Annotated in this window: 20 protein-coding genes; 12 read left to right on the top strand and 8 right to left on the bottom strand. The window is 38.9% G+C overall.

Annotated features, from left to right (window positions below; all coding sequences use genetic code 11):
* Nucleotides 1-11: 11 nt before the first annotated feature.
* Nucleotides 12-1,757, top strand: coding sequence for a hypothetical protein (locus tag GO593_RS01255; RefSeq protein ID WP_000981543.1), 1,746 nt, complete (start codon nucleotides 12-14; stop codon nucleotides 1,755-1,757).
* On the top strand, nucleotides 1,754-3,862 hold the full coding sequence (locus tag GO593_RS01260) for an EAL domain-containing protein (RefSeq protein WP_002135368.1): 2,109 nt from the start codon (nucleotides 1,754-1,756) through the stop codon (nucleotides 3,860-3,862). Before GO593_RS01255 ends, GO593_RS01260 begins: the two co-directional genes overlap by 4 nt.
* Nucleotides 3,863-3,924: 62 nt before the next feature.
* On the opposite strand, the gene rpmE is transcribed toward GO593_RS01260, so the two are convergent.
* The 4 genes from rpmE to GO593_RS01280 form a co-directional block, all read right to left on the bottom strand.
* Nucleotides 3,925-4,149: a 50S ribosomal protein L31 gene (gene rpmE / locus GO593_RS01265; protein ID WP_001200845.1), complete on the bottom strand. Its 225-nt coding sequence runs from the start codon at nucleotides 4,147-4,149 to the stop codon at nucleotides 3,925-3,927.
* A 193-nt stretch (nucleotides 4,150-4,342) separates the two neighbouring features.
* Complete coding sequence (locus GO593_RS01270) at nucleotides 4,343-5,314, bottom strand: bile acid:sodium symporter family protein (protein WP_001984712.1); 972 nt, start codon at nucleotides 5,312-5,314, stop codon at nucleotides 4,343-4,345.
* A 133-nt stretch (nucleotides 5,315-5,447) separates the two neighbouring features.
* The gene (gloA, locus tag GO593_RS01275; RefSeq protein WP_001242511.1) at nucleotides 5,448-5,849 is read right to left on the bottom strand and encodes a lactoylglutathione lyase; all 402 of its coding nucleotides are present in this window, start codon (nucleotides 5,847-5,849) and stop codon (nucleotides 5,448-5,450) included.
* Nucleotides 5,850-5,851: 2 nt separating this feature from the next.
* Entirely contained in the window at nucleotides 5,852-8,041 is a 2,190-nt protein-coding gene (locus GO593_RS01280; protein ID WP_000428307.1) for an AmpG family muropeptide MFS transporter, read from the bottom strand.
* 166 nt (nucleotides 8,042-8,207) lie between these two features.
* On the opposite strand from GO593_RS01280, the gene GO593_RS01285 reads away from it, so the two are divergent.
* On the top strand, nucleotides 8,208-10,826 hold the full coding sequence (locus tag GO593_RS01285) for a Lon protease family protein (protein ID WP_000192286.1): 2,619 nt from the start codon (nucleotides 8,208-8,210) through the stop codon (nucleotides 10,824-10,826).
* A gap of 57 nt (nucleotides 10,827-10,883) precedes the next feature.
* Here the strand turns inward: GO593_RS01285 and GO593_RS01290 are convergent, their stop codons facing one another.
* The 3 genes from GO593_RS01290 to surE all read right to left on the bottom strand — a co-directional run bounded on the left by GO593_RS01290 (nucleotide 10,884) and on the right by surE (nucleotide 13,627).
* Complete coding sequence (locus GO593_RS01290; RefSeq protein WP_000886772.1) at nucleotides 10,884-11,813, bottom strand: LysR family transcriptional regulator; 930 nt, start codon at nucleotides 11,811-11,813, stop codon at nucleotides 10,884-10,886.
* A 101-nt stretch (nucleotides 11,814-11,914) separates the two neighbouring features.
* Nucleotides 11,915-12,745 carry a peptidoglycan DD-metalloendopeptidase family protein gene (locus tag GO593_RS01295; protein WP_000550750.1) on the bottom strand — a complete coding sequence of 277 codons (831 nt, stop codon included), beginning with the start codon at nucleotides 12,743-12,745 and terminating at the stop codon, nucleotides 11,915-11,917.
* A 114-nt stretch (nucleotides 12,746-12,859) separates the two neighbouring features.
* A complete protein-coding gene (gene surE / locus GO593_RS01300) occupies nucleotides 12,860-13,627 on the bottom strand; it encodes a 5'/3'-nucleotidase SurE (RefSeq protein ID WP_001023216.1) in 768 nt (255 codons plus the stop codon).
* Between the two features lie 102 nt (nucleotides 13,628-13,729).
* Here surE and GO593_RS01305 point away from each other — a divergent pair, with 102 nt between their 5' ends.
* The 9 genes from GO593_RS01305 to GO593_RS01345 all read left to right on the top strand — a co-directional run bounded on the left by GO593_RS01305 (nucleotide 13,730) and on the right by GO593_RS01345 (nucleotide 21,252).
* Entirely contained in the window at nucleotides 13,730-14,101 is a 372-nt protein-coding gene (locus tag GO593_RS01305; RefSeq protein ID WP_000846421.1) for an MCR_0457 family protein, read from the top strand.
* A gap of 147 nt (nucleotides 14,102-14,248) precedes the next feature.
* On the top strand, nucleotides 14,249-14,671 hold the full coding sequence (locus GO593_RS01310; protein WP_000480885.1) for an MCR_0457 family protein: 423 nt from the start codon (nucleotides 14,249-14,251) through the stop codon (nucleotides 14,669-14,671).
* Between the two features lie 126 nt (nucleotides 14,672-14,797).
* A complete protein-coding gene (gene dacC / locus GO593_RS01315; protein WP_000197255.1) occupies nucleotides 14,798-15,946 on the top strand; it encodes a D-alanyl-D-alanine carboxypeptidase PBP5/6 in 1,149 nt (382 codons plus the stop codon).
* A 99-nt stretch (nucleotides 15,947-16,045) separates the two neighbouring features.
* Entirely contained in the window at nucleotides 16,046-16,591 is a 546-nt protein-coding gene (locus tag GO593_RS01320; RefSeq protein ID WP_001107199.1) for a gamma carbonic anhydrase family protein, read from the top strand.
* 119 nt (nucleotides 16,592-16,710) lie between these two features.
* Nucleotides 16,711-17,199: an NUDIX hydrolase gene (locus GO593_RS01325; protein WP_000741964.1), complete on the top strand. Its 489-nt coding sequence runs from the start codon at nucleotides 16,711-16,713 to the stop codon at nucleotides 17,197-17,199.
* 4 nt (nucleotides 17,200-17,203) lie between these two features.
* Nucleotides 17,204-18,337, top strand: a complete 1,134-nt coding sequence (gene mnmA / locus GO593_RS01330) for a tRNA 2-thiouridine(34) synthase MnmA (protein ID WP_001187604.1) — start codon at nucleotides 17,204-17,206, stop codon at nucleotides 18,335-18,337.
* 13 nt (nucleotides 18,338-18,350) lie between these two features.
* Nucleotides 18,351-19,085, top strand: a complete 735-nt coding sequence (hflD, locus tag GO593_RS01335) for a high frequency lysogenization protein HflD (RefSeq protein ID WP_000229971.1) — start codon at nucleotides 18,351-18,353, stop codon at nucleotides 19,083-19,085.
* Nucleotides 19,086-19,139: 54 nt separating this feature from the next.
* A complete protein-coding gene (gene purB / locus GO593_RS01340) occupies nucleotides 19,140-20,528 on the top strand; it encodes an adenylosuccinate lyase (protein ID WP_000993080.1) in 1,389 nt (462 codons plus the stop codon).
* Between the two features lie 82 nt (nucleotides 20,529-20,610).
* A complete protein-coding gene (locus tag GO593_RS01345; RefSeq protein WP_000570321.1) occupies nucleotides 20,611-21,252 on the top strand; it encodes a DUF2238 domain-containing protein in 642 nt (213 codons plus the stop codon).
* A gap of 49 nt (nucleotides 21,253-21,301) precedes the next feature.
* Here GO593_RS01345 and blp2 read toward each other — a convergent pair whose 3' ends face one another.
* Nucleotides 21,302-23,488, bottom strand: a complete 2,187-nt coding sequence (blp2, locus tag GO593_RS01350) for an Ig-like repeat protein Blp2 (protein ID WP_000196847.1) — start codon at nucleotides 23,486-23,488, stop codon at nucleotides 21,302-21,304.
* Nucleotides 23,489-23,522: the final 34 nt, after the last annotated feature.

Here is a 23,522-nt window from a genome sequence, read left to right on the forward strand (position 1 = left end):
TATAATAAGTGATGATGAATAATGCGCTTTCGGACATTTTTCACAATCAAACCGCACTTACTCGTGAACGGTTAAGCTTTTGTGAAGCCAACATTAAAGATCTTAATGAGTGGGTCACTACCCTTTCTATTATGCAATTGGGTGATACTTCAAAAGCGCTATTTACAGCAATTCTGGAGCTGAATGAGTTAAATTGTAGTGAAACCTTACGCTTTGACTTAATTCAGACACTTCACCCAACCATTAATAATGTGTTGGCGAGTTTAGAAAAAAACTTCTTTAACCAAGGCGTCATTAGTACCGACCGTAACGAGCACATTATTGAACTGGCTATGCTTCTGCGCTGTTATTTTGCCAGTATTTATTTAAATATTGCGCAAACAAGCCACGAACAGCTACAAAAGCAGAAGTTTTCTTTATTCTCTTTTAAACAAAAGAAAAATTTACAAACCGCACGAATTCTGGCGACATTCCACGCATTGCAGCAGTTGACCAATCTTTTATATCAACAGCATATGCTCTATAGCGAACCTGTCAAAGGTCAATGGTTAATTGCCCACCAGCTTTATGAAACAGCGGTTCAATACAAATATCATTTAACCAATATTAATCATATTCAAGGTGTACAGCACCCGTTAGCCAATATTACGCAGGCTTATGCACAGCTTATTTTATTAGATATTTTTAACACCAATCAGATTCGCCAGTCAGAAATTCAAGCCCTGTTTCAATGTAGTTTTGATTGGGCACGCATGATTCAGATCTTGCCGAAAGACACTGCTTCAACAAAGTATGTGGTGGACCCAACTAAAGATCATCCGCCTGTATATAACAAAAAACAAAGCTCGAATTTCAACCCAAGTATTTTTATTAGCACGCAAGCTTTGCTTGAGCATGTCACTGCCACCATGCATAAAAATGCTCAATATATGTCTAAAAATGAAAAGATTTATTTAAGTCCCGCATTAAAGTTTCACGTTCAAACGATTTTGGGCACCACAGCACAGCGCCGTCATGAGCGTTATGAATATAATGCAGCTTTACAAATTTGTTTTGGCTTAAGTACCGCACATTTTTATTTATCTAAAGCCAAAAACTTTGAAGAAACGCTACAACTGAGTAATAACTATAATTTACAAAGTGAGTCGAAAGTTTTATCCAATTTAGAGAAAAAAGAACAACAAACCTCGTCTTATCAACGCTTAAGCCGTGAGAGTAAAACCATTTATCAAACTACCGTGCTTGATATTAGTGTTAATGGCTATCGTATTAAATGGTCCGGCGAAGCACCTAAAAACTTAAGAACCGGCGAATATATTTTGGTGAAGGAAACGCTACATGGTCAGTGGCGTGGCGGTGTAATTCGCTGGATTAAGCAATCTACAGAAAAAAGTCTGGAACTGGGTTTAGAAATTCTTTCACAGGCCATGTTCCCTTGCGCTGTACATATTCAGGCAGAGCGTCATACGCGTAATTATCACCCTGCACTATTACTACAAACTCAAAACCTAGAAGAAATACAAAACACGCTTATTTTACCGGGGTCTCAAATTTTTAGAGAGCAACAAACAATTCATTTACGATTGGGGACAGAAGAAATCAAAGTGTATCTACTCAAAGCACAACTCATTACTCAAAGTTTTATTCAATTTCAATTTGAGCTTCTGAATGAGCAGCAACAGTACCTGCTTGATCAGTTCATGCTGAAAAAGAATAACACCGTGAATAGCCAAGATTTATGGGAAGCATTAAAGTGAGAAACTCTTTACTATCTAAAAGGTTAAAACGTACTGAAATACGTTTACTCATTATTGATGATAACCAGTTACGTTATAACCAAATTTTAAATTTATTATCGGGGAATGATTATCAAGTTAATGCCTTATTACTTGATGATTTAAAAAGTTTTGAAAAGCAGCTCAATACATCGTGGGATGTCATTATTTTTGGTCGCGCCTATGATTTGAAAATTGAACAAACTCTCTCCCTTGTTCAAGCCTCAGAACAGCCGCAGCTTCCAATATTACTTTTACAGCCAGATGATTACCAAGCGCAGCAATATCAAAGCTATATTCAAAAAGGGATTTATGATGTAGTCCCATTAGAACTGCTAGATTATTTCTATATTACGCTGGTTCGGGCACTGTCATACAGCCGCCTTTTACAGACGGAACAACGTCTTTTGGCCGAGCTTGATACCATTCATACGCATACGCAAACGCTGGTCGACAACAGCCATAAAGCGGTTGCTATTTTTCAAGAAGGCATCCACATTAAGGCAAATACCGAATATTTGAATCTTTTTGGTTTCCAGCAAGAAGAAGACATTATCGGATTGCCAATTTTAGATGTCTTACAGCCCAACGATTTAAATATTTTTAAACAGCGGTTTAAGAAAATTTCTTTAGGCCAGTTTGATCAGGCACGCTTTGAAATCCAGAGTCAGCATCAGGCTATTTCGGGTAATAATGCGCTAAAACTCGAGTTTATTCCAAGCCAAGAAGAAGACGCGGTACAACTCACCATCGACTATCAAGTTGATTTAACTACTCCAGCAAATAGTGCTCTGTCCGAAAAAAGTGTTGGGTTGAGTGCAGCTTGGCCACAGATTAATCGTCATTTATCGACCCACCCTGCCCAAGCAAACGCCGTTGTTTTATTTAGACTTGCCCAGTGCCCAGAACGAATTTTTCAACAGGGTTGGCAAACTTTAGGACAATATTTCAATCAGCTCCATGGTTTTTTAAAAGACCATGCACAGATGCCGATTTTCCAAGTCGACTTGGGTAGTTATGTCGGGATTTTACAAGCCGAAAATAGTTCAGTTTTAAACTCACAGCTAACGAGTTTACAAACTTTGCAAAAAGAACATTTGTTAAAAGTAAATGAGCAAAACTTTTCAGTGCAGTTAAAGCTTGGTTATGCTTTTCTCAACCAGCCCTTAACTGAGAACTCTTTTAGCTCATTATTGAACGAGGCTGAAAAACAGGATTTACCTCGGGTTACACCTCAACTTGAAGTAATGCCAACAGTAGAAAAAACGGTTTCACCGAGCATTGAAGCTGTTCCTCTTGATTTAACAATTGAACATTTTGACCATACGCCTCAGTCCTCTTTGCTCCAGCAGTTAAGACAAAAACTAGCTCAGGGCGAAATACATCTGAAGTACCAGCAAATTTACGATAAGCATGACCAAGAAACTCACAACTATGAAGTGACAAGTGGTTTTATTGCGGGTGAACAATGGTATGACTTAAATGATTTAAGTGATCTTAAAGAAGATGCAGAACTTTCAATTCAGTTAGACCGCTGGATATTGGTAGAAGCGTGTAAACAGCTTCATAATTTCATTGCTCAGTATCCTAAAGCGAAACTCATTATTAACCTTAATATTGATATTTTGCTAAAAGATAAAACATTCCCTGAGCTGATTTCCAAACTACTGACTATTATCGGAAGTAAAATTGAAAGCCCACTGATTTTGCAATTTTCAGAACAAGCTCTTCAGCCTTATCTTCCAATTGCTCAACAACACATTGCTCGCTTACGCCAACATGGTGCGGAAATTTCAATTCGAGATTTTGCTTCTTCTATGTATAGCGATTCAATATTACAGCAGCTTGATATTCAACTTGTAAAATTACAGTCCAGTAAAACTGATCTATTAAGCTCAGACCAAGGGCTTAATAACTTGCAAGAAAAAATATTGAACTATTTGACTGTAAAACCGATTGGAATTTTATTAGCTCACTTGAATGATATGAACCTGTTTGCCAATGCATGGAATGTAGAAGCGCGCTTTCTACAAGGTGATTATTTTCAGAAAAAACTTGACCGCTTAACAGACGTACAAGACCAATAATGGTCTTGTATATTAAAAACAAAAAACGAGCATAAGCCCGTTTTTTGTTTCGTTTTGAAGTATTAACGCTTGATAGAGCGAGACATACCAGCAAAACGTTGTTTGAATTTGTCGATACGACCACCAGTGTCTACATTCTTTTGTTTACCAGTGTAGAAAGGGTGGCAAGCTGAACATACGTCAAGGTAAATAGTTTCTTTACCTAAAGCAGAACGAGTTTCGATTACGTTACCGCAAGAACAAGTTGCAACTAATTTTTCATATTTTGGGTGAATATCGGCGCGCATCGTCGATTACTCCTAATTGAAGAAAGGCTTAAGCTGTCATCGCAATTGATCACTCTCAATTAAATTGAGGAAAGCTTTTACAAGCAGATCAACACCACAACAGACCATTCTTTTGGCCCACCGAAACCTCAAGGGTTAGAGCTAAGCACAACAAGTGGGCAGTATTATACGCCATATAAATTTTTTTTGCGAATTAATCTTGGGATTTAGCCAAGTAATTTGCAATGACCCCACAGACCATTAACTGGATTTGGTGAAAGATCATAATTGGTAAAACGATCATACCTAAAGGTTGGCCAATAAATAAGATTTGTGCCATAGGTACACCACTGGCCAAGGTCTTTTTTGAGCCACAAAAGAACACTGTAATTTGATCAGCTCGATTAAAACCAAAAGCGCGCGGTAAATAAAGTGCAAGCAGCATAATAATGGTGAGTAAAACAGAACAAGCAATGGTCAAAAGCAGTAAGGTTTTCCAACTCACCTGATGCCAAAGTCCCGCAACCACTGCCCCACTAAATGCACCATAGACCACCATCAAAATTGAACCTTGGTCAAATGCTTTTACAATACTTGGTACTTTTGCCATATATGGAAAAACATAGGGACGAAGTAATTGCCCTAAAACAAAAGGCACTAATAGCAACAAAGTAATTTGTATAATTGAAGATGTAGGATCAAATCCGTGCTGACTTTGTCCTAAAATAAAGAAACTGACTAAAACTGGCGTAATAAACATACCTACCAAGTTTGAGAAAGATGCGCTACATACCGCCCCTGCCACATTCCCTTTTGCAACCGAAGTAAATGCAATAGAAGACTGAACAGTAGATGGCAAGAAACACATAAACAAAAAACCCCAATAGAGCTGCTGCCCTAATAAAGGTAAAAGAATAGGTTTAGCCAATAAACCAATAGCAGGAAAAATAAAGAACGTAATTGCAAATACCAGTAAGTGCATTTTCCAATGCAAAATACCTTCAATGACTGCCTCACGAGACAGCTTGGCACCATGCAAGAAAAATAAAATAGCAATCGCGACTGTAGTTAATGTATTGAAATACTGCGCAGCTTGACCACTGACTGGAAAAAAAGTTGCTAGTAGTACCATGCCAACCAACAAAATTGTAAATCGATCAAGTGCCAAGAACTTCAGCATGTTCACATCCTATGATTATTTTAGATAAAGAAAAGCCCAGTTGATAAATTGACCATTTGGTCAAGCCTTCATCATACTGGGCTATAAAAATAAAGCTAGACTTTTAAGACCTAAATCTTAAAGCGCCTGAGTCATTTATTTAATTATTTCTAGCATTTGCGTCTTGTTGAATAAGCTCGACTTTGTAGCCATCCGGATCTTCAACAAATGCAATCACCGTTACACCACCCTTCATTGGGCCAGCTTCACGAACGACTTTACCGCCACGTGCTTTGATTTCTTCACATGCTTTATAAGCATCTTCAACACCAATCGCAATGTGACCATAGCCATTTCCTAAATCATAACTTGAGGTATCCCAGTTATGAGTAAGTTCAAGCACGGTATTATTTTCTTCATCGCCATAACCAACAAATGCCAGTGTAAAGCGACCTTCTTCATAATCACGCTTACGAAGTAACTTCATCCCTAATACTTCGGTATAGAACTTTAAAGATTGTTCTAAATTGCCTACTCGCAACATTGTATGAAGCATTCGCATGTTTATTCACCTGCCTTTTCTATGTCATGTGTTTGATGATCTTTAAGCAGTTTTCCAACCCAAACAACTAAAATTAAGATTGGAATCCCGATCATTGTGGTCATCAAAAAGAAGTTTGGGTATCCAATATTACTCACTATGGTACCCGAATATCCACCTAAAAGTTTTGGGGTAAGAGTCATAAGTGAGCTAAAGATCGCATATTGAACAGCAGTAAATGACACACTGGTCAAACTTGAAAGGAACGCAATAAATGCCGCACCGGCTAAGCCTGAAGCCATGTTATCAACGACAATGGCAAAATAAAGCCATAGTGAGCTATAAGGTTTAATGACTTTACCACTAATCTCAACTTCTTGACCTGATTGAGTATCAATGTACGGTAAAGGGTCGATATTTACATCTAACTCAGGTTTTGGTACAGAATTTGAAGCGACTTCATAGTGGTGAGTAATCGATAATATTTTTTGATTTCCATCGACAATTGAAGCAGTAAGTTGCCTACTTGGTGATGACAATAATTTTTGCATATCAATTGCTGCGTTAAACACACCCTTTTGATCTGTCATTTTTGCATCAAAATTTTGTCCATCAAGATTCACCACAATCTTTTGAGTAGATAATAAGGCTTTGCCAAAATACTGACCACGAACCACGACACTGCCTTCGGAAGATTTAGCCGATATCTGATCACTTCCCATTAAAGGTAAAATTTGTAAAGGAACACTCTCAGAATGAGTTGTCACTAGAGGTTGAGCCCGAACGATAGTCTCGGCTTGTTGATCTTGCAAAGCATAACCAGCTTTTACATCAATTTGTTGGGTGCCATTAAAACTTGAGCTTGGCACTTTTAGCTTCCAATACCCCACTTCATCTGGCTTCACTTTATAATGGTGATTCCCAATTTGGACATCCACCATATCAAGCGGTTTTCCAGATTTTACTAAGCCAATGAAAATGAGATTAGTAGAGCTTGCCAATACAGCACCAACGAACATCAGTTTCATGATGTTCATACGTTGAGCTAATAAGCCACCTAAGAAACCACCCACCAAACTGAAAATAACACCATAAACTTTTACGGCTTCAGCAATTTGTTCTTTGCTAAAGTTCAGATCTTGATAAAAGACATTAGAAATCACACCAGCAATAATGTCTGAAATACGGAAGAACCCAATCAAGAATAGAAGTACTAAGGCAAGTTTGACACCATAACGTTTAAAGAAATCCAGAATTGGGGCAATCCAAGTTTCCTTAGCCATTTGCTGGTTCACCACACCTATTTTTACTAATAGATAACCAGCTAGAATGGCAACGCCTGTCGCCGTTAAGAACCTTAAAGTTTCTAAACCAAATAAAGCAGCACTATCTTGAATATTGCCAGCTTTTGAAATTGCTTCGGTAACTTGGCCTGAGTAAATATAGGTTAATACAAATGAAATAACCGCAATAAAAAATACTAAAACCAGACGGTAATAATCACTTGATTTATAGTTTTTATATATACGATCAACTTTAGGTTCACGAACGAGTAAAGTTGTAATAATACCGACCAACATGACTGCTGCCATCGTTAAATAGGTCGTCTTCCAAGCCTCGTAAATATAATTTCCTTTTGCGGTCCCCAAATGCGCCGCTAAGAATAATGCACCAGCACCAGCTACAATCATACCGATCCGGTAACCCGCATTATAAGTTGATGCCAACACTGTCTGCATTTCTGTTTCAGCCAGCTCAATACGATAAGCATCAATCACAATATCTTGCGTTGCAGCCGAGAAGCCAAGTAAAACTGCGCCTGCTGCCATTTGAACAAGGTAACTATGACCTAAAGCAGGGTCGGCAAAAGCCATTGTACATATCGCAAGTACGATTAAACACTGCGCAATAAGCAACCATGCACGTCTTCGGCCTAAAGCTTTAGTCAAAACTGGTACAGGTAACTCATCAATTAAAGGAGCCCAAACAAATTTAAAGGAATATCCTAAAGCCGCCCAACTGAAAAAAGTAACTGCACTTTTATCAATCCCTGCTTCACCTAGCCATAAAGAGAGACTAGAGAAAATTAATAAAATGGGTATTCCGGCAGAAAAACCCAGAAATAGCATAATTAATGCACGACGGTCTAAAAATGCTTTAAACGCCGAGACCCAACCAGAGGTTTGTGTGGTCATTCGTTTTTTATTTTCCATAAATTATAAATGCGCCTATTCAATCGCTTCTTACAATTGCTTTCAAGATTCTTTATGCAATCAAGTTTTGTTTTGATGATAAAAACGGCAAGTTTGCTTGATATTTTATGCTAAACCTGTATACCTTTAATCTTCAACCTTCGTTTTCTTTTGCTGGATATCAACAGTGACACAAAAACTTGATCAAGTGACATCTTCAACTTTATCACTCGCTAAAACAAACACCACAAACGTCACAATAAATGCATTTCCTTCAGCTTTTGAGCAACCTGATATTAAAATGACTTTAGATAAAACAGCGTTAAAACCCGAACAACTTACGCATATTCCAAATTTTGAAAATATTCCAGCCTCAACAAAACGCATCAAGCCGCTCAACAACTTTTTAGGGCAAGACCGCGCCAAAGCTTCGGTAGAAGCCGGTATTTCCTTACCCTACTCTGGTTATAACATTTTTGCGGTAGGAACAGCAGGCTTAGGTAAACGCACCATGATTAAGCGTTTACTACAACAACATGCCAAAACAATGCCTACTCCAGATGATTGGGTATATGTTTATAACTTTAAACAGGCTCGTCAGCCTATTGCGCTACGCTTTCCTGCTGGACAAGGAACCAAGTTTCAACAAACTCTTCATCAAACTTGGCAAATTATTTTAAAGCAGCTTGAACGTCGTTTTAGTGCAGAGACTTATCATAACCGTATCGAGCGAATCCGTCAGGAAACTGGTGATGAACAGCAACAGGCACTTGTCGAATTAACAAAAGAAGGCGAAGAACTTGATCTAAAATTGATTTCTCGAAATGAGAAACATGGCTTTGTACCTGTACAGTTAAAAGATAATCAGGTTCAAGAACTGACTCAAACAGAAATTGACGCTTTAAATAGTAAACAGCGTGCTGAGATTGCAGCCAATATTCGCTATATGGATAAAAAGCTTGAGCGTCTTGGTCTGCATTTGGGCGACTTAGAAGATGATGCGCGCGACAAAGTTTCTGTTTTAAATCGAGACATCGCCACTCAAGTGGTTATGCCACGCATGGACTTAATTTTAAATAAATATGGTCAAGTGAAAGGCCTTGAAGATTATTTAAAACAGTATGCTCAAGATATCATTGACAATGTTGAGTTAATTTTAGAACAAGAAGAAGATGACTTTGCTCCTGCTATGTTCAATCGCGTACCAGCGCGTTATCAAGCAAATGTGATTGTCTCAAACAAGCCAAATAGCGGTGCACCAGTTATTTTTGAAGATTTCCCAACGCACTACAACTTGCTGGGTCATGTAGAACAACTCACCCACAACGGCACAATTACCACAGATTTCACTCTTATTCGCCCTGGTGCCCTACATCAAGCCAATGGTGGTTTTTTAATGCTTGAGGCCGAGCAATTACTCGAACAGCCTTATGCATGGCAAGGTTTAAAGCGTGCCTTAAAATCGGGCCAACTCAAGCTCTCTTCTCTTGAACATATGTTGACATTAACCGGCAGTATCTCGATAGAGCCTGCTGCTATTCCACTTGATATTAAAGTGGTACTGATGGCAGAGCCTGAGATTTATTATGAAATTTTAGAAGTAGAACCAGAGCTTGGTAGCGTATTTAAAATTCGCGCAGATTTTACCGATACATTACAACGTAATGACGAAAATGAACAAGCTTATATGCAGCTGATTGCAGACTATGTACAAGCCGATAAACTACTTCCATTTGACCGCAGTGCTCTAGCGGCATTACTGACTGACTCAAGCCGTCAGGCCGAAGACCAAAGCTCATTGTCGTTACATGCTTCAACATTGGGTGATCTTATTCGTGAAGCGCATCATCATGCATTTAAAGCCAATGATAAGATGGTAACCGACCAGCACATTAACCTTGCCCTACAACACCGACAATATCGCTTAGGCTATTTAAGAGAACTTTACTGGCAAGATTTATCGCGTGGAACCCAGTTAATCGAAACTTCTGGCCATCGTTTAGGTCAAATTAATGCCCTCTCTGTCATTCACTATGCAGATGTTGAGTTTGGTTTACCTTCACGCTTAACTGCCTCGGTTTATCAAGGCGGTGGTGATATTCTTGATATTGAACGTAGCGTAGAATTAGGTGGTTCATTGCATGCCAAAGGCGTGTTACTCATGTCTAGCTTCTTAAAAGCTCACTTTGGCCGTGAACAGATTCTACATTTTTCTGCTGCTCTGGCTTTTGAACAAAGTTACGGCCAAGTGGACGGCGACAGTGCAACCGTTGCCGAGCTTTCTGCATTAATCTCTGCAATTAGTCAGTTACCAATTGATCAGTCATGGGCAATTACCGGTTCTATGAACCAGTTAGGTCAAGTTCAACCAATTGGTGGCGTGAATGCAAAAATTGAAGGCTTCTATGATGCATGTAAGCTACAAGGTTTAACTGGCAAACAGGGTGTCATTATTCCACGCCAAAACATGCAACACTTGATGCTACGTCAAGATGTGATTGATGCGGTGCGAATGGGTCAATTCCATATCCATGCAATTGATACAATTGATCAAGCACTTGAGATTTTAATGGCTCGCCCTGTTGGTACCCTCGACAAAAAAGGCAAATACAGTAAGCATTCTATTTATGCCGCTGTAATGGAACAACTTGAGTACTGGCAAGCGATCGAAGATGGCGCAGAAGTTGAAGAGGAGCCAAAGAAGAAAAAGAAAAATAAGAAAAAAATTAAAAAGCATGAAGAGCTCACAGCCGATGATCTTCCTCAAGAAACACAAGAGGAAGTTGCTACGCTGAAGCAAAAATAAAACTGACATAAAAAAGGGCTTGTTTTTACAAGCCCTTTTTTATGAATGAGATAAAAGTTAACGAACAATCTGCATTGCTCTTCCGCCAGCCAACTGACTAAAGTATTGCTTAAGCGCTTCGACACAACGTTGAATTTTCATTGGCTGTTGATCGTGTTTTGCAATCTCTGCATATAAAGTGAAAGCTGGGAGTTTCCAATCTGGAAGAATTTCAATTAAAGAACCATTCTTTAATTCTTTTTGAGCATCTAAATATAAAATTCTGGCAATTCCATGCCCTTGCTGGCATAGCGCTTTAGCCACTTGTAAATTATTACTTTGCAAACGGCTTGTCATCTCGATATTTAATTTTTCACCAGTTTTAGCGTGCTGAAAATTAAAACTACGTGAATCATTCATTGCATTGATAGAAAGCAACTCATGGTTGTTTAAATCATTTGGATGCAAGATCGGGCTTGTTTGATTGAGATAGCTGGGAGAAGCTACCAAAATCTGATCGACAAAAGCCATAGGAATAACAGAGTCGCTCTCTTCTACCGCTGTAGAACTCATGCGCACTGCAATATCAATTCGCTCTTCGATTAAATCGATATATCGGTGCCCCACTTCAAAATGAACAGATAGACCACGATGGGCAGACATCCAGTGAGATAAAGCAGGAATAATGTGCTGAACCGCTAAATCAGGGGTAGTTGCAATACGCAAGTCACCAATCAAATCATCTCGCAATTCATTGATTCTGATTTTGCCTCTTTCTGCTGCTGCCAACATTTCTTGGCAACTTGAGAAAAAAGCCTGCCCTGCCTCAGTCAAACTAAGTTTTCGCGTAGAACGATGTAATAAAATTACATCCATTTCATTTTCAAGAGAACGGATTTGCTGACTTACAGCACTTGTTGTAATGCCTAATTCACGTGCCGCACCACTAAATGAACTTTTTTCAACCACACAAGCAAAAACACCCATCGCACGAAGCTGATCTAACATAGGTTTCCTCAAATCTAATTCTAAATTTATAAAAAATGCTTATTGTTGTAATGAAAGCAACCAATTGTATTATACGAGGAAACCTATATTTAATGCATTAGCTAATTTGGTAAAAGATTTGCAGGGTTGATCGGTTTACCGTCAAGGCGAATTTGGAACTCAAGCATAACGCGAGATGCCCCTGAAGACCCCATTTCAGCAATCTTTTGGCCTGCGGTTACATTGTCACCACTCTTGACCATCATCTTGCTATTGTGGGCATACGCACTGATGTAACCATCAATATGTTTAATTAAAACTAAGTTACCATATTCTTTCAGACCATCGGCTGCGTATACAACTTGACCATCAGCCGCCGCATAAATCGGGTCACCTTGGTTACCACCGTAACGGATTCCTTTGACATTATTCGCCAAATTAAAGCCTTGAATAACCGGACCGTTATTTGGTTTCACCCAACGTAAGCTTGAGCTTGGAATAGACGCTCCGACTGTTGTATTGGTTGATGGCGCAACAGTTGCTGGTGGCGGAGTGGTCGTGGTTGGTGCAGTGGTTGTCGGTAAAGCAATTGTTTGACGCTTAATCGGTTCCGGTTGCGCCATGACTTGTGTCGACACGGTTCTTGGTGAAGAAGATTTCTTCAATCGCAATGATTGATTAACATAAATACGATATGGCGGTGCAATACCATTCATCTCTGCAATACTGAGATAGTCCAGACCATAACGCATTGCAATACCACTTAAAGTATCACCTGAACGGACCGTGTAATAGTTAGGAGCCATTGCATAGCGAGAACTATTATTAATTTGTGGTTTAGAAGCACATCCTGCCATTGCAACAGTAAAACCTACAGCTACAGACAACATCATAATTTTCATTATTTTGTCTCTTTGAATATGCAATCTGCTTTGTTGCCCAGTTAAATGCATCGATCTCCCTCACTAAATGCTACAAATCATTTCGGCTAAGAGTACCAAAAAAGTAAGAGGAAACATGTTCCTCTTTTTCTTTATTCACAAAGTTATAACATTCGGCTCAGTTTATTACCCCAAACTGGCCTGCAAATCTTCTAAAACCGCATAGTTTGTTGCATCCATCTGAATTGGCGTCACGCTCACAAAACCATTCGCGACCGCAAAAAAATCAGATTGTATTTGACTAGCAATACGCTGTGGATCAGTTACCGCCTCACCCGCAAGACCAATCCAGTAAACCTGTCTTCCTCTAGGGTCTACATGGCTGGTGATAGGTTTAGATTGGGCACGGCGGCCTTGGTAAGTAATTTGTGTACCTTTAAGCTGAGGTACATCTGGAATATTAATATTAAAAATATGTCGCGGTGGCAGTGCAGGTAATCCTTTTGCGATAAAGTCATGTACCCATTTAGCTGCTTGCGCATAATCATCTTTATGGTCGTATGAACGTACATCAGGCCCAGCCAAAGAAACCGCAATTGCAGGTTGTTTCATTAAACGACCTTCAAAGGCTGCACCAACAGTTCCCGAATATAAAACATCATCGCCTAAATTTGCGCCACTATTGATCCCACTGACAACCAAATCAAATTCGAAATCAAATAATCCATTCATGGATAAATAAACACAATCGGCTGGTGTTCCATTAACAGCCCATACATCTTCAGCAATTTGAATAGGACGTAAAGGACGATCTAAAGTTAAGGCACTCGAAAACCCGCTTCTTTCACTTTCTGGAGCAACCACTACAACACGGCCTAGTGGTTTTAATGCGTCAGCTAAAGCTTGTATACCTGGTGCAAAGACACCGTCATCATTGGCAATTAAAATATTCACAAAAAATCTTTCTCGACAAATAAACCCAGAGGTTTTCTCAATTGAATTATTTGTTGAATTATATATATTTATGCCTCCATAGCATTATAAAATTGTGAAAAAATGAAAACTTTCGCTCCTTTTTTTCAAGTATTGGGGATCAGTATCACATTGTGTACTCAAGCGGTTTTTGCTGATGAGGGTATCTCAACACAAGAAGCTGACAGCTTAATTAAAGATGACATTGCCTCTACTCAAGTCTTACAAGAAATTTGCCCTACTTTTGTTGGTGCAAATAAAAAACTTGAAACCAATACCCAAAAGATTATTGCAATGTACCTGAGTGGTTATTCCAATAAATCAATCTCCTTCTCTGCACTGCAAAATGATTCAGAATATAAAACCTTGTTAAGTGAAGCACGTCAGGCTGCCAAAGAAATGGATCATCACGAACAACATGAACTTTGTGAGGAAGTGATAAATTACAAAGATTAAGAGCTTAGCTCAATCAGTACGCTTATCTTTGGGGTTTTCTGTTGAGATAAAGCAGAAAACCTACATAACAATACATTTTTTCCATTTTTTTAGCGTTTAAATTGTTTAAGCTATCGGCATATTTCAAATTTTTGTTTCAGGTTATCCATGTTTATGAAAAAAAGCTTAGTTCAATCACTTTCTGTTGTTTTACTCATGACAATGGCAACAGTGGGTTATGCTGCTGACAAGAAAAAAACAGCTGAAAAGAAAACCGAAAATGAAAATGTTGTTGAAGTTACACCGTCCAAAGGTACTACACCGGAAGAATTAGCAGCAATTCAAGTACTTTCTGAAATTTGCCCAAGTTTGATTGGTAAAAAAGATGCCGAATTTGCTCAAGGTTATGAGCGTCTTGTAAAAGACTATTTGCCAAATGAAGCCGATCCAGTTGCAGCTTTAGAAAAACGTAGTAAAGACAAGAGCTTCAAGAAAGTCTTAAAAGAAGCACGTAATGATGCAAAAGCTGCTGGTAACGAACAAAATACGTTAGTTTGCCAAGACGTGAAAGCTTATCAATCGCAAAACTAAATTAGTTAAAAACTCTCTAGTTACAATACTGTTTGAAAAAGCCGACTTCCCCCATAGAAGTCGGCTTTGCTTTATCCTAAAATGCTAGGCTCTTCTGCTTCATACAAGATATTGGAATTACCTAGAATGACTCGAAAAAGCGCTATTGCTGCACTCCTCCTCTTACCAAGTTTTTCTTATGCAGCAACTGTCTTATCAGCTCCGCCAGAATTAAATAATAAGTCTTATGTATTAATGGATTACGAGACAGGACAAATTCTCGCTTCTAAAAATGAAAATGAAAAGCTTGCTCCTGCTTCTATGACTAAAATGATGACAAGCTACATCATTGAACAAAAATTATTAAAAGGTGAGCTTACCGAAAATGAACAGGTTCGTATGAACGAATCTGCTTGGTGTAAAGGCAGTAGTTCTGAATCATGTATGTATGTTCCATTAAATGGTACAGCAACTGTTTTAGAAATGCTTCGCGGTATTATTATTCAGTCAGGTAATGATGCATCAAAAGCAATGGCTGAACATATTGCTGGAAATGAAGGTACTTTTGCTCACATGATGAACCAGGAAGCAAAACGTATCGGAATGACCAATACCCAGTTTATTAACTCAACTGGTATGCCAGCTGAAGGTCATTACTCAACTGCAAAAGATATGGCTGTTTTAGCACAACATATTATTAAAGACAGCTCAAAATACTACCCGATTTATTCTGAAAAAGAATTCACATTTAACGGTATCAAACAAGGTAACCGTAATGCTTTACTTTACACTGACCCAAGTGTTGATGGCTTAAAAACAGGCCATACTGATGAAGCTGGTTACTGCTTAACGACTTCAAGTAAACGCGGTCCAATGCGTTTAATCTCAGTTATTTTTGGTACACCAAGCATGTCTGAACGTGCTGACCAAACTCGTGCATTATTGGCATGGGGTTTTGCAAACTTTGAAACTGCAAATGTACAACCTGCAAACCAAGTGCTTGCAAAAGCTAAAGTTTGGTTTGGTAAAGAAAATGAAGTTCAGGTTGGTTTAGCTGAAAACTTTAACGTGACTATGCCTAAAGGCAAAGCGGACGGCATTAAAACTCAATTGGTTGTTCAACCGAACCTAAATGCACCACTTCAAAAAGGTCAAGTCGTTGGTAAGCTTGTTGCAAGTTTAGACGGTAAAGTTATTGCTGAAAAACCATTGGTTGCTTTAAAACCTGTTGAAGAAGCTGGTTTCTTCGCACGTTTAATTGACCATATCAAACAATTCTTCAGCAACCTATTCTAAATTTAAATAATTTTAGAATAGTTGAATTAAGCACTCATGCTATTAGCGTGAGTGCTTTTTTATTTTATACTTTTACTAAATTTTCTATTGATACTTCTCATGGCAAAAAACATCCGTCCTTATTTAGACCATCACCCACAAATTGATCCAAGCTGTTACATTGATGAAATGTCCGTGGTTGTAGGTGATGTTAAATTGGCCGAAAATGTTTCGGTGTGGCCTTTTGCAGTCATTCGCGGAGATGTAAATAGTATTCAAATTGGTAAAAACAGTAATGTACAAGATCATTGTATGCTACATGTCAGTCATAAAAATGATGCAAAACCTAATGGTTCACCTCTTATTATTGGTGAAGATGTGACAGTAGGCCATCATGTGACTTTACATGGCTGTACTATTGGTAACCGCGTACTAGTTGGAATCAATACGGTTATTTTAGATGATGTTGTTATTGAAGATGATGTGATGATTGGTGCGGGAAGCTTAGTTCCGCCTCGTAAAGTCTTAAAAAGTGGTTATCTTTATGTTGGAAGCCCCGTACAACAAGTACGTCCTCTAACCGAAAAAGAATTGGCATTTCTACCTTACTCAGCAAGACATTATGTAAAAGTGCAAAATAACCATAAAGATAATCAAATAAATTAAAATAAATCGAGTTTTTCAAACGATAGAGTTCTTAGCATGCTCTATCGTTTGTAAGATGACCGTAGCCAAAAACCCCTAAATTTCGTATCATACGACTTTTAAATTCATGGTGCTTTTTTATGGCCGCATGGACTCCTCATGTCACTGTCGCTACAGTCGTAGAAAAAGATGGACGCTATCTTTTTGTCGAAGAACATAGCGAAGGTTTTGTACACACAGTGTTTAATCAACCTGCTGGTCATGTGGAATGTGGTGAAACACTAACAGAAGCAGCGATCCGTGAAACGCTTGAAGAAACAGGACATCATATAGATATAGATGCCCTACTTGGTATTTATACTTATACCCCGCCTATGTTTCCGGACCGTACTTATTATCGCTTCTGCTTTTTAGCGCATGTCACTCATGTCGAAAGCGACCCAAAACTTGATACAGGTATTGTTTCTGCTGTCTGGATGACTCTAGATGAACTTAAAGAATCTGCCCGTGCACGTAGTCCTCTTGTCATTAAAGCCATTGAAGACGCCATGAAAGGACAACATTATCCTTTAGCTCTTATTTATGAGCACCCTTTCTCTCCCTCATTAACTTCTCATTTGGATGCCTAGTCCTATGCAACAACGTGTCATCGTCGGTATGTCTGGTGGCGTAGATTCCTCTGTTTCTGCGGCGCTCTTACTTCAACAGGGTTATCAAGTTGAAGGCCTTTTCATGAAAAACTGGGAGGAAGATGACGGCACGGAATACTGTACGGCAATGGAAGATTTAGCCGATGCTCAAGCAGTCGCAGATAAAATCGGTATTAAGCTTCATACTGCAAACTTTGCTATGGAATATTGGGACCGCGTATTCGAACACTTCTTGGCTGAATATGCAGCCGGTCGCACTCCAAACCCAGATATCTTATGTAATAAAGAAATTAAGTTTCGCGCATTTTTAGATCATGCCATGACCTTAGGTGCAGATTTTATTGCAACAGGTCATTATGCTCGTCGTGCTGAAACTGCTTATAACTCTAAAGGTGAAGCATATGCACCTTTATTACGTGGTTTAGATAACAATAAAGACCAAACTTATTTCTTACATGCAGTGCATGGCCGTGAAATTAATAAAACCCTTTTCCCGGTAGGTGAAATTGAAAAACCGGAAGTTCGTAGAATTGCCGAAGAACTAGACTTAGCAACGGCGAAGAAAAAAGATTCAACTGGTATATGTTTTATCGGTGAACGTCGCTTTAATGACTTCCTTAAACAATATTTACCCGCTCAACCAGGTAAAATTGTACTTGATAACGGCAAAGAAGTTGGTGAACATCACGGTCTGATGTACTATACGCTCGGTCAACGTGGCGGTATTGGTCTAGGCGGTATGAAAGGTGCATCAGAAGGTGCATGGTTTGTACTTCATAAAGATGTTGCCAATAACCGTTTAGTGGTCGGCCAAGGACATGATCACCCACTTATGCAAAGTACACAGCTTTGGAGTGAGGCCATTGACTGGGTAGCAGGCGAGCAAAATATTCCGGCTGAAGGATTACGTTGCACCGCTAAAACACGCTATCGCCAGCCTGATCAAGCTTGTACAGTGTTTATTGATGAAAATAGTGAGCATGGTGTTCGTGTTGAGTTTGATGAACCTCAACGTGCAGTTACACCAGGCCAAAGTGTTGTATTTTATTCGGATGAAGTTTGCCTAGGCGGGGGTGTTATTCACCATACAAACGCCCCTACACCAAATTTTATTTAAGGGAATGAATGGCATGGTGGAGTTACCCTTTCAACAATCACAAGCCTTGAATGTTCGCCAAAACCGTGCCCTTGCCTTGGCTGGGGTATTTCAAGCGACCCAGCTTACGCATATGACCGCCATGACAGGTCAGCAAAGTATTGGTGAAAGTGGTAACTTTTATTTTGAGTTATTAATAAAGGCGAGTTTAAATATTCGCCCTACAACAAATAATAATGCTGTTCAGACGTTGGATTTTTTCAATCAATTGGCTGATATTTCGTTGGGTCTTAAAACTCTTGAAAATTGTATCACTCAGCCTTTTACCAATGCGCCTAAATCTCGTTTGCCTAAAATGCGTAGTGCAAAACTTCCAATGTCTTATGCGATGTCACTTTTGCAGTTAGAGAAAAAGGTCTATAGCAATCCTGAATATGTGGCGATTATTGAAAAAGCGCAGCAGAAGATCTTAAAACAGCTTTCTTTTTTTGATAATAACTATTTACATCCAAGTATTTTAGCCAATTTGGCGCAAACCTATGTTGATACTGCCGGACAGATTAATCCACGTATTCTTGTTCGTGGTAATGCTGAGGCATTTAAAGATACCAACCATACCAACCGTATTCGTGCTTGTCTGTTTACGGGGCTACAAATGGCCCATTTATGGCGACAACTCGGCGGTAGTTCATGGAACATGATTTTTAGCAAACGTAAATTGCTACAGGATATTCAAGCACTTGCTCGTTTACAGTACCAAGTTATCTAAGGCTGTAACGAGATTATTTTTGTTTTATGTTTATTCCAGCATTAAGGAATCGTTATGAACGCTTTAACCGCACTATCACCATTAGATGGACGTTATGCCAGCAAATGTGATGCGCTACGCCCTTTTCTTTCTGAGTTTGGTTTAATTCATGCTCGTGTCACTGTGGAAGTGCGTTGGTTACAAGCGCTTTCTAACCGTCCGGAAATTGTTGAAGTTGCTCCTTTCTCAGCTGAAACAAATGCAGCTCTAGATGCAATCGTAAGCAACTTCTCTGAAGAAGATGCGAACCGCATTAAAGAAATTGAACGCACAACTAACCATGACGTAAAAGCAGTTGAATACTTCTTGAAAGAGAAAATTGCAGGTATTGCTGAATTACAAAATGCAGGTGAGTTCATTCACTTTGCTTGTACATCAGAAGATATCAATAACTTGTCTCATGCACTTATGCTTAAAAACGGTCGTGAAGTTTTAGTATCAAGCATGAAGCAAATTTTAAATGCAATCTCTGCTTTAGCTACAACTCATGCTGAACAACCGATGTTGTCTCGTACACATGGTCAAACTGCTAGCCCAACAACTTTGGGTAAAGAAATGGCGAACGTTGCATATCGTTTAGCTCGCCAAATCAAACAATTTGAAAATGTTGAATTACTAGGCAAAATCAATGGTGCTGTAGGTAACTACAATGCTCACCTTTCTGCTTATCCAAATGTGGATTGGCCAGCGCATTCACAAGCTTTTGTTGAATCTTTAGGTTTAACATTTAACCCATATACAACTCAAATCGAGCCACACGACTACATGGCTGAATTATTTGACGCGTTACGTCGTTTCAATACAATTTTGATCGACTTTAACCGTGACGTATGGGGTTATATCTCTTTAGGTTACTTCAAGCAAAAACTTAAAGAAGGTGAAGTTGGCTCATCAACTATGCCACATAAAGTTAACCCAATCGACTTTGAAAACTCTGAAGGTAACTTAGGCATTGCAAATGCAGTATTGGCTCACTTAGGCGAAAAATTACCAATTTCTCGCTGGCAGCGTGACTTAACTGACTCAACTGTACTTCGTAACATGGGTGTTGGTTTTGCTCAAAGCTTAATTGCTTTTGATGCTTGCTTAAAAGGTATTGGTAAACTTGAACTCAATGCAAACCGCTTAAATGAAGATCTTGACCAAGCTCAAGAAGTTCTTGCAGAGCCAATTCAAACGGTTATGCGTCGTTATAACGTTGAAAAACCATATGAGAAGTTAAAAGCATTAACTCGTGGTCAAGCAATGACGCGTGACATGATGGTTGACTTCGTAAATGGTAACGAACTTGCTCAAGTACCAAGTGAAGAGCGTGCTCGCTTAGCTGAGCTTACACCTGCAACTTACACAGGTAATGCTGCTGAACAAGCTAAACAAATTAACGAATTAATTAGCAAAATCTAATTAAAAAAGTTATAAAAAGCGAAGCTTAGGCTTCGCTTTTTTATTACACTCATACAAATCAGAATAAAGACTTATTTATAAAATGATCGAAAAAGAATTCAAAGTTAAACACTATATTGCACTTGGCCTGCTTTTTATTGCCATTATCATTTCAGGTATTCAACCACTTGAGTTTGAGGCTTATTTGCTTCATCAAGCTGGCACTGTTTTTATGGTGATTCTGCTTTTTATTATTTTCAAAAAAATTGGACTGGATTTCTTAAGTTTTACTTTTTATCTACTGTTTTTATTAATCCATATTATTGGTGCTCACTATCTCTACTCCTACGTTCCATACAATGACTGGATACAACAGGTGTTCCATTTCAACCTAGATCAATATATGGGCTGGTCCCGCAATATGTATGATCGTTTAGTTCATCTTGCCTATGGTGTTTTGCTCTATCCTCTTATTTATCGTGTATTCCAAGTATGGTTACCCACTGCACGTCCTTTTTCTTTATTCTTACTTGTAGTCCAGTTTGTGATGGCGTCTAGTGTCTTTTATGAACTGATCGAATGGGCAATTGCAATCGGGCTATCACCTGAACAAGCTGAAAATTATAATGGGCAACAAGGTGATATGTGGGATGCACATAAAGACATGTTACTCGCTACAATTGGCGCAATCCTCTATGGGCTAATCGCTCTTCTCACAACACCAAAAAATCAAACAATAAATTAAAATTAAAAAAGCGCTCATTGAGCGCTTTTTACATGTTGTCTCAAATACCCTAAACAACTGGATAAGTTTGATCTAAAAGGTTTTGTAAAACCGAAGAAGTTGTATCAGGTAAAGGATGATCAGGATTTGATGTTGTCTGACCAACTGATGCATTTACTTCAATTGGCTCAGATGCCTGAGTCGTTTTTAACGCTGTTGATGAGAGAAGCTTTGCGATTGGGTCTGATTCACTAGCCGTAGAACTTTTTAATAAATCATCTAAAGGAACCGATTTCTGCGGGTTATTCATCTCAGTTGTTGTACTTTGCGCTGCCTTTAAAGTATGCAATCCGACACTATCTGCCAAAGATGGCCCTTCTGTACTTAAAGTATCTACTGAAGTTTCAGACAGGCTCGCAGCTTTCGGTGCAACTACATAAAAGGTAAATGGAGAACTTGCCTCACTGGTAAGGCCTGCCGCATCAGTTTGAGTCAAAGTAATAGTATGCTTACCAAGAGCTAAGTCTTTATCAAATGTAAATGACCAAGATCTACCACTTGTTACCGTCACAACTCCAATTGCAACACCATTATCATAAATCGTAAGAGTTGCATTTGCTTCACCTGAGCCTGTAAGTTTTGGTCTAGCATCGTCAGTTTCAGAACCAGCCGTTATAGCTCCTTTAACAGCGCCTACATCATCATCTACGCTATTTAATATAGGTTTTGCTGGTGGTGTTGTATCTTTTGTACCTACAATATCAACAACTTCAGACTTATTTCCAGCATTATCTATAGCTGATACCGAAGCATGTTTATTATCCGTTAAAGCTGGTGAAATAGAAATTGTAAATTTTCCATTCGCATCCGCTGTTCCACTACCAATTACCTTCCCTGTTGTATCTTTAATTTCAATTTTGGCATTGGCCTCAGCCGTACCGGTTACAGAAGTACCATCTGTATTAATTTGAACAGTCGGTTTATCTGGTGCAATCGAGTCAAAGCCTGGCGTAATTTCAACTGGTTTAGATACATTACCAGCAGCATCTTCCACAACCACTGTGCCCTTTTGCGCCTCTTTTAAAGCAGGTGAAAGTGTAATTTGAAATTCACCTTGAGCATCGGCGGTCCCACTTCCAATCACTTTACCATCGGCATCTTTTATTTGAACTTTTGCATTTGCTTCAGTTTTACCATGTATTACCGACCCTTCTTTATTTACTTCAACAAAAGGAGATGCTGGCGGTATGGTATCTTTACCCGCAATAATTTTAACTTCCTCAGATTTGTTACCCGCAGCATCTTCGGCAACCACTTTACCGCCCGCTTCACTGGTTAATGGTGGAGTAAGTTTTAAAGAATAAATACCATCTTTATTCGCAAAAACAGTACCTAATACTTTGCCAGTGGCATCATAAACAGTGATTTTTGCATTTGCTTCTGCTTTACCTGTCACTAAGGAACCATCATCACTCAATTGAGCTTGTGGAACATCTGGGGCAATTGTATCTTTTGTTCCTGTTACCACAGTAACTTTAGAATTATTTCCAGCCGCATCTTGGGCAATAACATTTAATTTATCCCCATTCACTAACGGCTTATCTAATTTAATCGTGTAATTTCCGCTCGCATCAGCAACACCTGAGGCCACTGTATTACCTGCTGCATCTTTAATGTAGATTTTCGCATTTGCTTCAGTTTTGCCAGTCACTGTCACAGTATCATCAGCAAGCGTAGCTGTAGGAGCAGCAGGTGCTATTAAATCGGGAGTACTGGGTGAATCATCTTTATCATCTTTATCAAATGCCCAAAGATATAAACCTTCAGCGGCTAAAACTGCTAAGCCTGCTTTTAGTACATTACCCATTGAAAAGCTTGGATCATTATCAACGGCCATTGTTGCAGCTGAATGACTCGTACTGGTATAGGCCAAATCCGTAACATGATTTAAGCCTCTATAATCTATAACCCTACCTTGAGCATCAAATTGTGCTTCAACAAATTTTCCTTGTTCAGTTGGAAAAACGAGTGAATGCTCTGTTGTATTCGTTGCTTCATTAAAGAAATTTTCTAAGACAATTGTTTCTCCATTTTTTAAATGGATGACTAGACTTCCACCCTGCTTTTCCATCGATGCGATATCTTTTTGACTTACACCAATTTGAATAATAGTAGGTTGGTTTAAAACCACCTTATTGAGCTGACCATCTTGCAGAACGTCCAAACCCTCTTTGGATGCTACAATTATTCTTGTCATTATTTCCTGTCCTAAATTTCAGTTATATTTTTAA

The organism is Acinetobacter baumannii (assembly GCF_009759685.1).
Classification (GTDB): domain Bacteria; phylum Pseudomonadota; class Gammaproteobacteria; order Pseudomonadales; family Moraxellaceae; genus Acinetobacter; species Acinetobacter baumannii.

Excerpts from the sequence above, each read along its gene's own strand:
- GO593_RS01255 (WP_000981543.1), top strand. The coding sequence starts at position 12 with ATGATGAATAATGCGCTTTCGGACATTTTTCACAATCAAACCGCACTT.
- rpmE (WP_001200845.1), bottom strand. The coding sequence starts at position 4,149 with ATGCGCGCCGATATTCACCCAAAATATGAAAAATTAGTTGCAACTTGT.
- gloA (WP_001242511.1), bottom strand. The coding sequence starts at position 5,849 with ATGCGAATGCTTCATACAATGTTGCGAGTAGGCAATTTAGAACAATCT.
- GO593_RS01280 (WP_000428307.1), bottom strand. The coding sequence starts at position 8,041 with ATGGAAAATAAAAAACGAATGACCACACAAACCTCTGGTTGGGTCTCG.
- GO593_RS01290 (WP_000886772.1), bottom strand. The coding sequence starts at position 11,813 with ATGTTAGATCAGCTTCGTGCGATGGGTGTTTTTGCTTGTGTGGTTGAA.
- GO593_RS01295 (WP_000550750.1), bottom strand. The coding sequence starts at position 12,745 with ATGCATTTAACTGGGCAACAAAGCAGATTGCATATTCAAAGAGACAAA.
- GO593_RS01305 (WP_000846421.1), top strand. The coding sequence starts at position 13,730 with ATGAAAACTTTCGCTCCTTTTTTTCAAGTATTGGGGATCAGTATCACA.
- GO593_RS01310 (WP_000480885.1), top strand. The coding sequence starts at position 14,249 with ATGTTTATGAAAAAAAGCTTAGTTCAATCACTTTCTGTTGTTTTACTC.
- dacC (WP_000197255.1), top strand. The coding sequence starts at position 14,798 with ATGACTCGAAAAAGCGCTATTGCTGCACTCCTCCTCTTACCAAGTTTT.
- GO593_RS01320 (WP_001107199.1), top strand. The coding sequence starts at position 16,046 with ATGGCAAAAAACATCCGTCCTTATTTAGACCATCACCCACAAATTGAT.
- GO593_RS01325 (WP_000741964.1), top strand. The coding sequence starts at position 16,711 with ATGGCCGCATGGACTCCTCATGTCACTGTCGCTACAGTCGTAGAAAAA.
- mnmA (WP_001187604.1), top strand. The coding sequence starts at position 17,204 with ATGCAACAACGTGTCATCGTCGGTATGTCTGGTGGCGTAGATTCCTCT.
- hflD (WP_000229971.1), top strand. The coding sequence starts at position 18,351 with ATGGTGGAGTTACCCTTTCAACAATCACAAGCCTTGAATGTTCGCCAA.
- purB (WP_000993080.1), top strand. The coding sequence starts at position 19,140 with ATGAACGCTTTAACCGCACTATCACCATTAGATGGACGTTATGCCAGC.
- GO593_RS01345 (WP_000570321.1), top strand. The coding sequence starts at position 20,611 with ATGATCGAAAAAGAATTCAAAGTTAAACACTATATTGCACTTGGCCTG.
- blp2 (WP_000196847.1), bottom strand. The coding sequence starts at position 23,488 with ATGACAAGAATAATTGTAGCATCCAAAGAGGGTTTGGACGTTCTGCAA.